This window comes from Rhizohabitans arisaemae, assembly GCF_025996515.1.
Classification (GTDB): Bacteria; Actinomycetota; Actinomycetes; order Streptosporangiales; family Streptosporangiaceae; genus Rhizohabitans; species Rhizohabitans arisaemae.
Map to the genome: position 1 here is coordinate 131,522 of NZ_BLRH01000014.1, position 14,812 is coordinate 146,333.

Below are 14,812 nucleotides of genomic sequence, written 5' to 3' on the forward strand. Positions count from 1 at the left end.
CGCCCATCGCACACAGAAGGAACAGGCACCGTGGACGATTCCATCGCCCGGCAGACCTCCGGGCTGCTCGGCGCCACCGGATGGTTCGAGGATTTCACCGTCGGCCTGCGGCTCCGCCACGCCCGCTCGTCGACCATCGGCGAAGCCGAAGGGTCCTTCCTCGCCAAGCAGGTCATGAACACCGCGCAGGCGCACTGGAACGACCATCAGCGCGACACCCGTGACACCGCCGAACTCGGTTCCGGCCGGCTCGTCTTCGGGCTGGCCACCGCGGCCACGGTCCTGGGGCTCGCCTTCCAGGACACCACCGAGCACGCCCTCGCCGAGGTGTCCTACGACGGGTTCCGCTTCCGTGCGCCCGTCCACCACGGCGACACGCTCACGGCGTACACCGAGGTGCTGGACATCGCTCAGTCCGAGCACCCGGACGCCGGCCTGGTCACCTTCAAGCACTGGGGTCTGCGCCAGGACGACGTCGTCGTCTTCGAGGGAATCCGCACCGCCTTGATCAAGAGAAGAAGCCATTGGGGGATTCGATGACACACCCGTCACCGGTACGCCGGTTGCGCCGCAGCGAGCTGGCGACACCGGGAAGCAACGAGAAAATGATCGCCAAAGCCGCGGAGAGCACCGCCGACCTGGTCTTCCTGGATCTGGAGGACGCGGTGGCCCCGGCGGAGAAGGACGCCGCCCGCGGCAAGGTCGTCCGCGGCCTGACCGAACTCGACTGGGGCGCCAAGACCCGTGCCTGCCGGATCAACCCGGTGCAGACCCCCTGGTGCTTCGGCGACGTCATCGAGGTCGTCGGCGGGGCCGCGGGCGCGCTCGACGTCGTCATCGTGCCCAAGGTGCGGGGGCCGCGGGACGTGTGGTTCGTCGACGACCTGCTCACCCAGCTGGAGGCCAGACTCGGGCTGCCCCATCGGGGGATCGGTATGGAGGTCCTCATCGAAGAGGTCGAGGCGCTCGCTCGCGTCGACGAGATCGCGGCGGCCAGCCCACGGCTCGAAGCGCTGATCCTGGGCTTCGGCGACCTCTCCGCCGACCAGGGCATGCGGGGCGATCACGTCGGGGGCGCGGATCAGGGCGCCTTCCCGTACCCGGGTGACATCTGGCACTACGCGCGGTGCCGGATGGTCGTCGCGGCCCGGACCAACGGCATCGACGCGATCGACGGGCCGTACGCCGGCATCGGCGACCCCGAGGGCTACCGGGCGTCCGCCGTTCAGGCCGCGGCGCTCGGCGCGGTCGGCAAGTGGTGCGTCCACCCCGGCCAGCTCCCCATCGCCAACGAGGTGTTCGCCCCGACCCGCGTGGAGCTGGACAAGGCGGTGGCGGTGATGGCGGCCCTGCGGGAGGCGGAGGAGAACGGCCTTGGCGCCGCCGTCCACCAGGGCAGCCTGATCGACGCGGCGGCGCGGCGCATCCATGAGACCGTGATCGAGCGCGCCCGCCGATGCGGGATGCATCCGTGACCCAGGCTCCGGATGTCACGGACCATCTGGCGCGGTCGGTGCCGACGTACCTCTACGAGCGGATACCGGCGGACGTCGTTCTGATCGCCAAGTCGAGCATCCTGGACTGGCTGGGTGTCGCCCTCGCCGGTGCCGGGGAGCCGGTCTCCCAAGCGATCGCCGGTACGGCGGCGCCGCCCGCGACCGGACCGGCCGCCACCGTGCTCACCCGGGCCGACGGGGCCTCGCCCGCCGATGCGGCGAGGATCAACGGAACCGCCGGGCACGTGCTCGACTACGACGACGTCCTCACCGCGTTCGACGGCCACCCCACGGCTCCGGTCCTGCCCGCGGCGCTCGCCGTGGCCGAGGTGCGCGGGGCGAGCGGCCGGGACCTGCTGGCCGCGTTCGTCGCGGGCGTGGAGACCCAGACGCGGGTGAACCGCGCCGTCACGCCGTCGCACTACCTGAACGGTTTCCACACCACCGCCTCGGTGGGTGTGTTCGGGGCGGCGGCGGCGAGCGCGCACCTGCTCCGGCTCGGGCCGCGGCGGACCGGGCACGCGCTGGGCCTCGCCGCGACCGCCGCGTCGGGACTGAAGTCCGCCTTCGGGTCCTGGGGCAAATCGCTGCAGGTGGGCCGGGCGGCCGCCGAGGGACTGCTGGCCGCCCGGCTCGCGCGGCGCGGTGCGATCGGGCCCGTCGACGGCATCGGGTGCGCGCAGGGGTTCGCGCCGACCCACGCGGACGCCGTCGACCTCGCCGAAGCCATGACCGCGGCCGGTACCCCCTGGTACTGCCGGGAGATCCTCTACAAGTTCCACGCCTCCTGCTACGGGACGCACTCCTCCGTCGAGGCCCTGCTGCGGCTGCGGCCGCGGCTGCCCGTGGACCGGATCGCCGGTGTCGAACTGCGCGTCACGCCCATGCATGTGGGGATGTGCACGCGTCCTTACGTGCGGACGCCGCTCGACGCCAAGTTCAGCCTGGAGTTCACCGCGGCGATGGCCCTGGTCCTCGGCCAGGTGGGGGAGGACGCCTTCACCCCCGAGACCCTGGCCAGGGACGACCTGCGGCGCCTGGCCGCCGTGGTGCGCACGGAGGTCGACCCGGACCGCCCGTTCACCCGCACCGCGGTGTCGGTCGTCCTGACCGACGGCACGACGTTGAGGGACACGGTCGACGTCGGGGTACCGGCCGCGGCGGGGCGGCTCGAACCGCAATGGGACCGTCTCACCGGCAAGTTCCGCTCCCTCGCCGTGCCGGTGGTGGGCTCCGCCCGAGCCGAGGAGATCGTCTCCCGGGTCGCCGCCCTCGACGGGCTCGTCTCCGTGGCCCGGCTCACCGCGTTGCTCCGCGAGCCGGGCCCCACGTCCCCCACCGGCCCCTCCGGGGCACAGATCCGCAGATGGGAATCGCATGAACCTTGACCAGAGCACAGGGATGGGCCTCACCGGCGACCAGCGCGCGCTGCAGCGCCTGGCCCGCGAGTTCGCCATGAAGGAGGTGCTTCCGCTCGCCAACGAGCTCGACCCGATCGACGGTGAGATCCCGCTCGCCCTCCGGGAGAAGATGGCCGACATCGGATTCTTCGGGATCATGGTGCCTGAGGAGTACGGAGGACTCGGCCTCGGCGTCCTGGAGTACTGCATCACCGCCGAGGAGCTCTCCCGGGCCTGGATGAGCGTCGGGAGCCTGATCGCCAGAGGCAACGGACTGCACGGAGGGTTCTCGCCGCGGCAGAAGGCCGAGAAACTCCCGCTGGTGGCCCGCGGGGAGTTCCTCTCCGCCATCGCGATCTCCGAGGCGGAGGCGGGCTCCGACGTCGCCAACATCACCTGCCGCGCCACCCGGACGGGGGACGGCTGGATCCTCAGCGGGACGAAGATGTGGTGCACCTTCGCCGACGGCGCGGACTACCTGGTGGTCTTCGCCCGTACGGCACCGCCGCCCGGCGCCGCCCGCAGGCACGAGGGGGTCTCCGCCTTCTACGTCCCCAAGGAGCGGGGTGGGCTCCCGCCCGGGGTCTCCGGGACCAGGATCCGCAAGATCGGTTATCGCGGCTGGAAGACCTGGGAGCTCGCCTTCGAGGACCTGCGGCTCCCCGAGGACGCGCTGCTGGGCGAGGAGGGGAAGGCCTTCCGTACGATCATGGAGGTGCTGGACGTCGCCCGGGTGCACACCGCGGCCCGGTCCATCGGCCTGGCGCGGGGCGCACTCGAGGACTCGCTCGCGTACGCGGTGACGCGCAGGCAGTTCGACAGCCGCATCGCCGACTTCCAGGCCATCCGCTTCAAACTGGCCGGCATGGCGGCCGAGATCGAGTCGGCCAGGCAGTTGATGTACGCCGTGTGCCGGGAGATCGACGCCGGGCGGAAGGCGAGCACGCAGGCGTCGATGGTGAAGCTGCTCGCCAGCGAGATGGCCGAGCGGGTCACCAGTGAGGGCATCCAGATCCACGGCGGCGCGGGGTACACCACCGACTGCGCCGTGGAGCGCCACTGGCGGGACGCCCGGCTGACGAAGATCTTCGAGGGGACCAGTGAGATCCAGCTTCGGGTGATCTCGGACGCACTGCTGGGCCGCTGAGAACGCCGGCCGCCCCGAGGGGCGGCCGACGTCTCCTTCCGTCGTTAACCGCGGTCGTTCCGGACGACCTCGCCGTCCTTCACCACGAGCACCGTACGGCCTGAGTCACCGAACAGGTGCGGCTCGGCGAGCGGGTCGAAGTCCACGGCGACGACGTCGGCGAGCTTGCCCGCCTCCAGGGTGCCGACTCTGTCCCGTACCCCGATGATCTCGGCGTTGACCGACGTCGCCGCCATGATGGCCTGCATGGCTCCGACGATCTCCGCCCGCAGGGCGATCTCCAGCCCGCGGTTGTCCTGCTTGGGGCCGACGTAGTCGGTGCCGGAGCCCACGAGCACCCCGGCGTCGGTGGCCACCTTGATGGCCCTCGCCATCTTGGCCTCGACCCCGCTGAAGCGCTCGCGGATGTCGCCGTGCAGCGACATGTCGTCGAAGTCCCGGGCGTGGATGTGCATCACCGCCAGCGTCGGCACCAGGTGGACCCCGAGGGCCGCCATCTCCTCCGCGAGTTCTTCGTCGATGTCGGTACCGTGCTCGACGCACGTGGCGCCCGCGGCGATTCCATTGCGAATCCCCTGGTTGTTGTGGGCGTGCACGGTGACGTAGGTCTTCCGCGCCTGTGCCTCGAGCACCGCGGCCTCGATCTCGGGGACGGTGAACTGCGTGTCGTCCATGGAGTCGGAGAGGGAGATGATGCCGCCGGTGATGTTCATCTTCAGGAAGGTGGCGCCGCGCCGGAAGTTGTCGCGTGCGGCGGCGCGGACCTGGTCCGGGGAATCGCAGATGACGCTCAGCGTGGCGAGCCCGGGCAGCTCCCGGCTCTTCCATTCGTGCACGCACTCGTTCGGCGAGGTGTAGTGGGCGTGGCCGCCCGTCTGCGCCAGGATCGCCCCGCAGCACAGGATGCGGGGGCCGCGGATCCGGCCGGACTCCACGGTGCGCACCAGCCCCCAGTCGATCCCCCCGGTGTCGCGCACCGTCGTGAAGCCCTGGCGGAGGGTGTCCTCGCACACGGCGAACATGTTGGCCGCGCGTTCGGCGATGCTCAGCTCCTTGGCCAGCATCGGGCCGATGGGGCTGGTGAGGCCGAAGTGCACATGGGCGTCGATCAGTCCGGGCAGGATCGTGCACCCCGCCATGTCGATCACCTGGTCGTCACGCTCGACCGGGCCGATGCCGACGATCCTGTCTCCGTCGATCCGCACCGCGGCGCCGCGGATGGGATCACGTCCGGTCCCGTCGATGATCTGTGCACCCTGTATCGCGATCATTGGTTCTCTCCTGAAGGGGTCGGGTCGCCACAGAACCGGGCGAGGATGTCGTCGCGGTGTTCGTCGAGGCGCGGCGCGCGGTGCCGTACGCCCGACGGTGTGAGGCTGAATTTGATGGGCTGACCGGCGATGACGACCGGCTCGGCGGAACCGGGCTGCTCGACCGCGCACAGCATGTCGCGCCGCCGGACATGCGGGTCGGCGAAGACGGCCCGGGCGTCGTTGACCGGCCCGCAGGGCACGTGACCGCCGAGCACCGAGAGCGCCTCCGCCGTCGTCCGGACGGCCAGCCAGTCCGCGACGATCGCGCGGACCACGGGAGCGTGGCCGACCCGGTCGGCGTTGGTCCGGTAACGCGGATCGTCGCCCAGCTCGGGGCGGCCCATCAGGTCGCACAGGACCCGCCAGTGCCGGTCGCCGGGCGCCGCCAGCGCCAGGAAGCCGTCGGCGGTCGGGTAGACGTCGAACGGGCAGAGCAGCGGATGGGTGTTTCCCTGGGGGAGCGGGCTCCGGCCGGTGTAGCTGTACTGGTAGACGATCCGTTCGCAGAGCGAGAGGACCGAGTCGTACATCGCCACGTCGACGAACTGCCCCAGGTTCGAGCGCCGCGCCTCATGGACGGCGGCGAGGATGCCGATCGCGCACAGCGCGCCCGGGAAGATGTCGCCGATGCCGGGCCCGGTCTTCACCGGCTGCCCGGGACCGGCGCCGGTGATGCCGACGAGCCCGCCCATGGCCTGCGCGGTGACGTCGAAGGCCGGCCAGTCCTGGTACGGGCTGCCGCCGGATCGGGGGTCGCCGAAGCCGCGGACGCACCCGTAGACCAGCACCGGGTTGATCGCGCTCAGCGTCTCGTAGGAGAGGCCGAGCCGGTCCATCACCCCGGCGGAGAAGTTCTCGACCAGCACGTCGGCGCCGGCGACCAGCCGGAACAGCGACTCCTTGCCCGCCTCGGTCTTCAGGTCCAGCACGATGCCGCGCTTGTTCCTGTTGACCGACTGGAAGTAGCCGCCCAGCGCCTCGGGCCCGTCGCCGTCGCGACGGGGGCCCATCCACCGGGTGAGGTCGCCGCCGGGCGGCTCGACCTTGATGACGTCGGCGCCCAGGTCGGCCAGCATCATCGTGCAGTACGGTCCGGCCAGCATCTGGGTCAGGTCGATGACGGTGAGGTCGCGGAGGGGACCTGTCCTGGGGGGCGGATCGATGCTCACATGAGTCCTCTTCCCTGGTGAACATGCCTTTGGTGGGGCCAGGGAAAGTCACCGTGGAGGTACGGGGCGATCGAACGCGACCGGCACCGGGGCGGACTCTGTGGTGAGATGTGTCTACGTGAGACGGGCGGCGACTGTCAAGGTCAGGCTTCTCCGTCCGGCCCGGCCGGCTCCGGCAGGACGACGCCCTCCAGCTTGAGCCGCTCCCGGTAGCGGCGGACCAGGTCCCGGTAGGCCTGGGTGAGAGCGCCGCTCGACGCGCCCCAGTAGTCGCGCTTGACGTCACGCAGGAACTCGGCGGGCTCCTCCAGGAGCCTCCGGCCCACCAAATGCTCCTCGACCCATTCGCGGCCGACGTCGGTCACCAGGGTGGACGACGCCTTGACGATCGTGTGCGTCCGCAGGTCGACCAGGACCCCCAGGGTGAGCGTCTCGTAGAGGGCGCGGGCCGCCGTACCCGCCGGCATCTTGGCGTATCCGCTGACCACGACGATCCGGCCGTCGCCATCGACGCCTGCAGCCGTCGCCGCCTTTTCCGGACCGAGCGGTGACATCACGGTTGCCTCCTGGTGGATCTTGGTGAGGTTGACGAGCGTGATAGGGCGTGATGATACTAATCAGGCGCATAGAACCGATGTCCGCCGGCCTCGATGAACAGCGCATCCTTCGACCGCCGGCGATGACGACGACGTTCTCCCTGTCTGACGGTGGCAGATGTGACGTCGTGCCCCGACCCCGCACACGTTCGCACCCTCGTGTGTTCCGGCTGCCGCCACCACTCGTGCCCGCTCCGGCACTTCCGCACCGTGGACTTCAGCCGAGGAGACGGCATGACGAACCTGAGATCGCGCTATCGGCGGGCCGAGGCCCTCCTGCCGGCGAACGTCGGCGCACTCGTGTACCGCGCCCGCGTACGGCCCAACTGGCTGTCGGATCACGAGTTCTGGTACCAGGTCCGGACCCGGGAGGGAATCCGATACCACCGCGTCGACCTGCGTTCCGGACTCAACGCGCCCGCCTTCGACCACGTGGAGCTGGCGCGGGCGCTGGGAGCGGCGGCGGGCGCGCGGCCCGACCCGAACGCCCTCGGGTTGAGCCGTCTCGTCTTCACCCCCGGCGGCGTGGAGTTCCACGCACTGGGCGCCGCCTGGCACTGCGACACCACGACCTACCGATGCCGCCGTCTTCCCCGCCGTCCTCCCTCCCTCGACGAATCCGTCGCCCCCGGGGGCCGCTGGGCCGTACGGCTTCGCGACCACAATCTCGTGCTGCGGGACCTCGACGGGGTCGAGGCGGACCGCGAACTGACCACGGACGGCACTCCCGAGCTCGGCTACGGGACGTCCCCCGACCCCATGGCCCTCCGGTCGCTCCTGGACCACATCGGTGTCACGCCGCCCCCCGCCGTGCTCTGGTCGGCGGACGGTACGGCTTTCGCCACACACCGGGTGGACCAGCGGGGCGTGGCCCGGGCCGCCCTCGTGCAGTCCACCCCGCCGGACGGCTCGCGTCCCCGGCTGCGGACCTTCGCCTACTCGACGGTCGGCGAGGAACGCCTGCCCACGTCCACCCCGCTCGTCTACCACCTGGACACCGGGACCTGGGTGGAGTGCAAGGACGATCCGCTGGTGACCCCGTTCGAGCCGGCCCTCGCCTTCGGGCGTACCCGGTGGTCGGCGGACGGCCGCGCGCTCCTCTGGCACGCCGGAGACCGCGGGGACAGGCGGGTACGGCTGATGCGCATGGACGCCGCGACGGGCGAGGTCGAGGAGCTGCTGGAGGAGCGGTCCGAGACCCAGGTACAGACCCATCCGATCCGCTACCGCAGCCCGAACCTCCTTGAGCTGTCGTCGGGTGAGATCCTCTGGTGGTCCCAGCGCGACGACTGGGGGCACGTCTACCTGCGTACGGTGGACGGGGCACTCCGGCAGGTCACCCACGGCCCGTGGCTGGTCCGCGAGACCCTGGCGGTGGACGAGACCCGCCGGGAGCTGTACTTCACCGCCTCCGGCCGGGAGGCGGATCTCGATCCCTACGTGCGGCAGATCTACCGGGTGGGCCTCGACGACGGCCGGATCGGCCGCCTGACCGACGACGACCTCGACCACGACGTGGTCGCCTCCCCGGCCGGCACCTACCTGCTGGACGTGGCCTCCGGCCTCGACCGCCCTGCGGTCAGCCGGGTCCTGGACCGCTCCGGCGAGGTCGTCGTCGAGCTGGAGACCGCCGACGCGGCGGACCTGTACCGGGCGGGCTGGCGCCCGCCCGAGCGTTTCCGGGTGAAGGCGGCCGACGGGACGACCGACATCCACGGTGTCCTGTACCTGCCGCACGGGTTCGACCCGGGAGCGCGGTATCCCGTGTTGGACAACTTCTATCCGGGCCCGCAGGTCACGGCCGCGCCCGTCCGGTTCCCCCTCTCGGGGGAGATCGTCCCGACCGTCGAGGCCGCGGCCATGGCGGCGCTCGGTTTCGTCACCGTGGTCGTCGACGGGCGCGGTACGCCGTACCGGTCCAAGTCCTTCCAGGAGCACCAGCGCTTCGACCCGGACCGCACCGCCTTCATCGACGACCACGCCGCCGCCATCGAGCAGCTCGCCGCGACCCGGCCCTGGATGGATCTCGGCCGGGTGGGCGCCTTCGGCACCTCGGGCGGCGGGTACGCCGCGGCGCGGGCGCTGCTGCACCGGCCGGACTTCTTCACGGTGGCGGTCGCCACCGCCGGCGACCACGACGACCTCGTCTACCAACCGGCCTGGGGCGAGAAGTTCTTCGGGTTGCCCTGGGAGACCGACTACCGCGCCAAGTCCAACTCCGCGCTCGCCGCCCGGCTCGAAGGCAGGCTGCTGCTGATCCACGGCGAGCTCGACGACAACGTGCTGCCGTCCCAGACGCTCAGGTTCGCCGAGGCGCTGATCCGGGCCAACCGCGACTTCGACCTCCTCCTGGTGCCGGGGGCCGACCACACCATGGCGGTACACGGCGCCTACACCACCCGGCGGCGCTGGGACTATCTGGTCCGCCACCTCATGGGGGCCGAGCCGCCCCCCTACGAGATCGCCGAGTTCCCCCTCGACCTCGGCGCGATCGCCGAGATCCTCGGCGGCTGACGTCGGCCCCGTCGACCCTCTGCGTAAGGACACCGGATCCTCATGAACCCCCTGATCTCTCTCACCGTCGCCGAGGCCGCCCACCTCATCCGCCTCGGTGAGCTCTCCCCCGTCGAGCTCACCGAGGCCTACCTGGCCCGGATCGACGAGGTGGAGCACATCGTCCAGGCCTTCGTCCACATCGCCGCCGACCAGGCGCGCGTCCAGGCGCGGCAGGCCGCCGCCGAGGTCGCCCGCGGCGAGTGGCGAGGGCCGCTCCACGGCGTCCCGGTCGGCGTCAAGGACGTCGTCGACACGGTCGACATGCCCACCCGCCACGGCTCGAAGGCGTTCCACGACCACCGGCCCCGGCGGGACGCCACCGTCGTGGTCCGGCTCCGTGAAGCCGGCGCGGTCCTCATCGGCAAGAACACCACGCAGGAGTGCGCGGTCGGCATCGCGTGCGCGCCGACGACGAACCCGTGGGACCCGGGCCGCATCGCGGGCGGGTCCAGCGGTGGATCGGCGGCCGCGGTGGCCGCCCGCGAGTGCGCCGCCTCGATCGGCTCCGACACCGGGGGATCGATTCGGATCCCCGCGGCGTTCTGCGGCACGGTGGGTCTGCGCCCTACGGGGGGCGTGGTCTCCCGCCGCGGGCTGCTGCCCGCCGCCACCTCGCTGGACCGGGTCGGCCCCATCACCGCCTCCGTCGAGGACGCCCGCATCCTGCTCGCCGCGATCGCCGGTTACGACGCGGCGGATGCGGCGAGTGCCCCCATGGCCTCGGTGAGCGGCTCGCGGACCCCGTTGCGCGGGGCGAGGATCGGCGTCTTCCGCGAGTGGGCCGACCAGTCCGAACCGGAGATCCGCCGGGCCTTCGACACCGCGGTCGAGGTCGTCCGGGAGAACGGGGCCGAGCTCGTCGAGGTCGCGGTGCCCGCCGCCGATCTCGTCCTGCCGGCCTACCAGGGGGTGGCGCTGCACGAGCTGGGGACGGTGCACCGCACGACGGTGGAGACCAGGTCCCACCTGTACTCTCCCGGGGTCCTCGCGATCGTCCAGGCGGGCATGGAGGTCGACGCCGACACCTACGCGGCGGCGAAGACCATGCATGAGGAGATCCGCCGGGCCTGGCGGCGCCTGTTCGCCGACAGCCGCCTTTCCGCCTGCATCGCGCCGGCCGTACCGGTCACCGCCTGTCCGCCCGGCGAGGTCGCCGACATCGAGATGCGGGTCGGCGGTTTCACCATCCCGGTGAGCCTGGCCGACCTGCCGGTCGTCGTCCAGCCCATGGGCCGGTCCGGCGGATTGCCGGTCGGCCTGCAGTGGATCGGCCCACCGCTGGAGGAGTCCCGGCTGCTGGACTTCGCCGGGACCTACGAGCGGTCCACCGACTGGCTCGCCGTCCACGCCCCGGTCTCCGCCGGCTCGCCGGGGGGACTCTCATGAGCGATCCGGGCGGACGCGGTCCGGAAAAACACCGTCCCGCCGGGGAGCGCGTCCGGGTGAGACGCCTGCCGGCCCGTGCCGACTACGACCCCGCGGTGGCGTACCGCCTGTTCGACGAGGCCGTGATGTGCCACGTCGGGTACGTCCTCGACGGGGTGCCCTACGTCATCCCCATGCTGCATGTACGGGCGGACGACCGGCTCTACCTGCACGGGGCGGCCGGCAACCGCACGCTCGACGCCGTCGTCTCCGGAGCGGCCGTCTGCGTGGAGACGACCCTGCTGGACGGTCTGGTCCTCGGGCGTTCGGCCTACGAGAACTCGGTGAACTACCGCTCGGTGATCGCGTTCGGCCAGGGACGTCCGGTCGAGGGGGAGGACGCCAAACGGGATGCCATGACCCTTCTGCTGCGCCGTCTTCTGCCGCCGGGACGGCTGGAGGACGTGCGGGCGCTCTCGCCCCGGGAGCTGGCCCGGACCAAGGTCATCGAACTCACCCTCGCCGAGTGTTCCGTCAAGGTTCGCCGGGGCCCGGCCCTGGACGACAGGCGGGATCTGGACGCGCCGGTCTGGGCGGGCGAGATACCGTTCCTGTCCGTGCTCGGCACACCGCGCCATGACGGGGCGGGGCGCACGGACATCCCGGCTCCCGCCTTTCCCGACGGCTGGGCGGGGCCGCCGAATCCCCGATGACGAATCCCCTCCCCGATGACCGCCGGCCGTGAGGCCGGAGCATCGTCAGGCCGTATCCCGCAGGCCGTACCCCCGGTGGACGGGGGTACGGCCTGCGGCGTACGGCCCCGAGGTGCACGGCCGGACCTGATCGGGGTCGCCGTGACGGTCGCGTGGCGTAAGCCGTACCACGGCTTCTGTGTCAATTGTGAAAAATGTTCGTGACAGAACGTGCTCAAGTGGTTTCGCGAAGTCGTCCGGCTGCCTTACTCTCCCCATAGTGACCTTTGGGGGCTCCTTGACCGTCACGGTGGTCGATCTCCGCGGGGGAGGAGCTCTCAAGTCCGGTACGCGGGGGACGTGACGAGGGGTCTGCCGACCTCTTCACGGCGATGGGGCCGGGCATCCCCACCCTCGTGGGCAGGTCAGGTCCCTCCGCACCCACCGGTCGCCCGCGAGAGAGGACCTTTCCTTGAGCGCTCACATTCAGGCCGCAGGCGTTCGGGTCGGCCACCTGCCCGATGCGCCGGCCACGCTCCCCACGCCGGAAGGCGAGGTCTCCCCACGTGAGGTCTCCCCAGGTAAGGATTGTCGATGAAGGACCCGACCGACACCCGCGACATCGGGCCCCGCGCGGGCTCGCCCCTGTGGACGTACCTCGCCGGTGTGATCACGATCGGGTTCACGGCGCTTTTCGTCGCCCAGCTCAGGCTCGGGGCGGACGAGTACCTCACCCTCTTCCGGTCGGAACTCTTCTGGATCCTCGCCGTGCTCGTCGTCTTCGGCCATCTTCGCTCGGTGGTCATGCCGGGGGCGCTTCCGGTCGGGGGGACACCCGCCTCGGTCATGTTCACCTTCGCCACGCTGCTCCACTTCGGGCTGGCGGCCGCCACCCTCCTGCAGGCGCTCGCCGTGGTGGTGCACGGGATCGTGACGCGCAAGGCCTGGCATCGGATCGTGTTCAACCTGGCCCAGCTCACCCTGTCGTTCACCGCGGCGGCCGTGGTGATGGGCGCCTACGGCGTGCGCCCCAACCCCTCCACCCCGTGGACCCCGGGCGGTGACGACGTCCTCCCGGTGGTGCTGGCGGGGCTGGCCTACTTCGGGGTCACCGCCGCGCTGGTCTGCGGCGCCGTCGCGCTGCACGAACGGCGCTCGGTGCTGCGCGTGGTGCGGGCGACCGTCGGCTACCAGGGGCTGGTGCACGGGGCCATGCTCGGGCTCTCGCCGCTCGTGGTCGTGGTGATGGACCACTCGGTCGCGCTGGTCCCCCTGTTCATCGCCCCGCTGATCGCCGTGTACTCGACCGCCACCCTGTCGATGCGCCGGGACCACCAGGCGATGCACGACGTCCTCACCGGCCTGCCCAACCGCAAGCTGCTGCACAACCGGACCGACGAGGCCTTGGCCGAGGCGGAACCACCCATGCGGGTGGGGCTCTTCCTGATGGATTTGAACAGGTTCAAGGAGGTCAACGACACGCTTGGGCACGCCGTCGGGGATCGCCTGCTCCAGCTGGTGGCGCATCGGCTGACCCACAGCGTCCGTCCGGGGGACATGGTGGCGCGGCTGGGCGGGGACGAGTTCGCCGTCCTGCTGCCCACGATCAGGAGCGCCGCCGCCGCGCGCGAGGTGGCGACCCGGCTGCGGGCGGCGCTCAACGAGCCGGTGCGGTTCGAGGGGATGACCTTCGACTTGGACGTCAGCATCGGGATCGCGCTCTACCCCGAGCACGCCCCGAACTTCGAGACGCTGCTGCAGCGCGCCGATGTGGCGATGTATCTGGCCAAGGACGGCCGTACCGGGGTGGAGAGCTACAGCTCGCAGCGGGACCGGAACTCCCCGTCCCGGCTCAACCTCATGGGGGATCTCAGGCGCGGCCTGGATCGGGGCGAGCTGACCGTGTTCTACCAGCCCAAGGTCTCCCTGGAGACCGGCCGGCCCGTCGGCGCCGAGGCGCTGGTCCGCTGGCGGCATCCGACCCGGGGCCTGGTGCCCCCGTCCGAGTTCCTCCCCCTGGCCGAGCAGTCCTACCTCATGCGTTCCCTGACCCAGTATGTGATCGAGAGCGCACTTGAGCAGTCGGCGCGCTGGTGGGCGGCGGGGACGCCGGTGCAGGTGGCCGTGAACCTCTCGGCCAGGGATCTGCTCGACTCGACGCTCCCCGACGTGATCACCGCCTCGCTGAGCCGCCACGGTGTGCCGACGACGTCGCTGCAGCTGGAGGTCACCGAGCGCATTCTCATGACCGAACAGGCATACTCCGCCGACACCGTGCGCATCCTGGCCGACCTCGGCATCCCGCTCGCCTTGGACGACTTCGGCACCGGCTACTCCTCCCTGGTCCGGCTGCACCGGCTCCGGATCGAGGAGGTGAAGATCGACGCTTCGCTGGTACGGCGGGTCGCGGACTCCCGGGACGACGCCATGATCGTCCGCTCGTTCGTGGAGTGCGTCCGTTCTCTGGGGATGCGTTCGGTGGCGGAGGCGGTCGAGGACTCAAGGACCGCCGAGATGCTTCGGGAGATGGGGTGCGACGTGGGTCAGGGCCGGTGGTTCGGGGAGCCGATGGCCTCGGAGGCGTTCACCGAGTGGATCCGCGAGCACGGGGCGGATCCGGCCGGGGCCGCCTGCGAACGCCGCCCGCTCGGCGTGGTCTCCCGGAGCGGCGGCTAATACGTCGGTCCCCTGGTGGCCCGGTCACTAGGATGGGGAGGAAGCCTTCCACTAGCGAAACGGTTCTCATTACCATGTCCGCCATAACCCGCGACGAAGTGGCACACTTGGCTCGCCTGTCCCGGCTGGCGCTGACCGAGGACGAGCTCGACCACTTCGCGGCCCAGCTCGGCGTGATCCTCGAATCGGTGGCCCGCGTGAGCGAGGTCGCCGCCGACGACATTCCGCCGTCCTCGCACGCACTGCCGCTGACCAACGTCTTCCGGCCCGATGAGCGACAGCCCTCCCTCACCCCGGATCAAGCGCTCGCCGGCGCACCCGCGCCCGAGGAGAACCGTTTCCGCGTGCCGCGCATCCTGGAGGAAGAGTGAGCGGGTCCATCGGCAAGCATCGCAACGAGGA

12 protein-coding genes are annotated in these 14,812 nt (G+C 71.1%); 9 read left to right on the plus strand and 3 right to left on the minus strand.

The window, feature by feature from the left end:
• Positions 1–30: 30 nt before the first annotated feature.
• From RUR_RS07200 to RUR_RS07215, 4 genes are read left to right on the plus strand one after another with little or no spacing between them, the layout of a single operon-like run.
• Positions 31–540: a MaoC family dehydratase gene (locus RUR_RS07200; protein WP_283134125.1), complete on the plus strand. Its 510-nt coding sequence runs from the start codon at positions 31–33 to the stop codon at positions 538–540.
• The gene (locus RUR_RS07205; RefSeq protein ID WP_283134126.1) at positions 537–1,475 is read left to right on the plus strand and encodes an HpcH/HpaI aldolase/citrate lyase family protein; all 939 of its coding nucleotides are present in this window, start codon (positions 537–539) and stop codon (positions 1,473–1,475) included. Before RUR_RS07200 ends, RUR_RS07205 begins: the two co-directional genes overlap by 4 nt.
• Complete coding sequence (locus RUR_RS07210) at positions 1,472–2,884, plus strand: MmgE/PrpD family protein (RefSeq protein ID WP_283134127.1); 1,413 nt, start codon at positions 1,472–1,474, stop codon at positions 2,882–2,884. Before RUR_RS07205 ends, RUR_RS07210 begins: the two co-directional genes overlap by 4 nt.
• On the plus strand, positions 2,874–4,043 hold the full coding sequence (locus tag RUR_RS07215; RefSeq protein ID WP_283134128.1) for an acyl-CoA dehydrogenase family protein: 1,170 nt from the start codon (positions 2,874–2,876) through the stop codon (positions 4,041–4,043). Before RUR_RS07210 ends, RUR_RS07215 begins: the two co-directional genes overlap by 11 nt.
• Before the next feature lie 44 nt (positions 4,044–4,087).
• Here the strand turns inward: RUR_RS07215 and RUR_RS07220 are convergent, their stop codons facing one another.
• The 3 genes from RUR_RS07220 to RUR_RS07230 all read right to left on the minus strand — a co-directional run bounded on the left by RUR_RS07220 (position 4,088) and on the right by RUR_RS07230 (position 7,079).
• A complete protein-coding gene (locus RUR_RS07220; protein WP_283134129.1) occupies positions 4,088–5,314 on the minus strand; it encodes a metal-dependent hydrolase family protein in 1,227 nt (408 codons plus the stop codon).
• Complete coding sequence (locus RUR_RS07225; RefSeq protein WP_283134130.1) at positions 5,311–6,525, minus strand: CaiB/BaiF CoA transferase family protein; 1,215 nt, start codon at positions 6,523–6,525, stop codon at positions 5,311–5,313. The genes RUR_RS07220 and RUR_RS07225 overlap by 4 nt, the downstream gene beginning before the upstream one ends.
• Before the next feature lie 143 nt (positions 6,526–6,668).
• The gene (locus RUR_RS07230) at positions 6,669–7,079 is read right to left on the minus strand and encodes a DUF3870 domain-containing protein (protein ID WP_283134355.1); all 411 of its coding nucleotides are present in this window, start codon (positions 7,077–7,079) and stop codon (positions 6,669–6,671) included.
• 276 nt (positions 7,080–7,355) lie between these two features.
• Between RUR_RS07230 and RUR_RS07235 the strand changes: the two genes are divergently transcribed.
• The 5 genes from RUR_RS07235 (at position 7,356) to gatC (ending at position 14,781) form a co-directional block, all read left to right on the plus strand.
• The gene (locus tag RUR_RS07235; protein WP_283134131.1) at positions 7,356–9,635 is read left to right on the plus strand and encodes a S9 family peptidase; all 2,280 of its coding nucleotides are present in this window, start codon (positions 7,356–7,358) and stop codon (positions 9,633–9,635) included.
• A gap of 42 nt (positions 9,636–9,677) precedes the next feature.
• Entirely contained in the window at positions 9,678–11,063 is a 1,386-nt protein-coding gene (locus RUR_RS07240) for an amidase (RefSeq protein ID WP_283134132.1), read from the plus strand.
• A gap of 56 nt (positions 11,064–11,119) precedes the next feature.
• Positions 11,120–11,755, plus strand: a complete 636-nt coding sequence (locus RUR_RS07245) for a pyridoxamine 5'-phosphate oxidase family protein (protein ID WP_283134133.1) — start codon at positions 11,120–11,122, stop codon at positions 11,753–11,755.
• A gap of 573 nt (positions 11,756–12,328) precedes the next feature.
• Positions 12,329–14,410, plus strand: a complete 2,082-nt coding sequence (locus tag RUR_RS07250) for a putative bifunctional diguanylate cyclase/phosphodiesterase (protein WP_283134134.1) — start codon at positions 12,329–12,331, stop codon at positions 14,408–14,410.
• 74 nt (positions 14,411–14,484) lie between these two features.
• Complete coding sequence (gene gatC / locus RUR_RS07255) at positions 14,485–14,781, plus strand: Asp-tRNA(Asn)/Glu-tRNA(Gln) amidotransferase subunit GatC (protein ID WP_283134135.1); 297 nt, start codon at positions 14,485–14,487, stop codon at positions 14,779–14,781.
• Positions 14,782–14,812: the final 31 nt, after the last annotated feature.

What these genes read in the sequence shown, in the direction of transcription:
- RUR_RS07235 (WP_283134131.1), top strand. Translation starts at nt 7,356, where the DNA reads ATGACGAACCTGAGATCGCGCTATCGGCGGGCCGAGGCCCTCCTGCCG.
- RUR_RS07220 (WP_283134129.1), bottom strand. Translation starts at nt 5,314, where the DNA reads ATGATCGCGATACAGGGTGCACAGATCATCGACGGGACCGGACGTGAT.
- gatC (WP_283134135.1), top strand. Translation starts at nt 14,485, where the DNA reads ATGTCCGCCATAACCCGCGACGAAGTGGCACACTTGGCTCGCCTGTCC.
- RUR_RS07205 (WP_283134126.1), top strand. Translation starts at nt 537, where the DNA reads ATGACACACCCGTCACCGGTACGCCGGTTGCGCCGCAGCGAGCTGGCG.
- RUR_RS07230 (WP_283134355.1), bottom strand. Translation starts at nt 7,079, where the DNA reads ATGTCACCGCTCGGTCCGGAAAAGGCGGCGACGGCTGCAGGCGTCGAT.
- RUR_RS07250 (WP_283134134.1), top strand. Translation starts at nt 12,329, where the DNA reads ATGAAGGACCCGACCGACACCCGCGACATCGGGCCCCGCGCGGGCTCG.
- RUR_RS07215 (WP_283134128.1), top strand. Translation starts at nt 2,874, where the DNA reads ATGAACCTTGACCAGAGCACAGGGATGGGCCTCACCGGCGACCAGCGC.
- RUR_RS07240 (WP_283134132.1), top strand. Translation starts at nt 9,678, where the DNA reads ATGAACCCCCTGATCTCTCTCACCGTCGCCGAGGCCGCCCACCTCATC.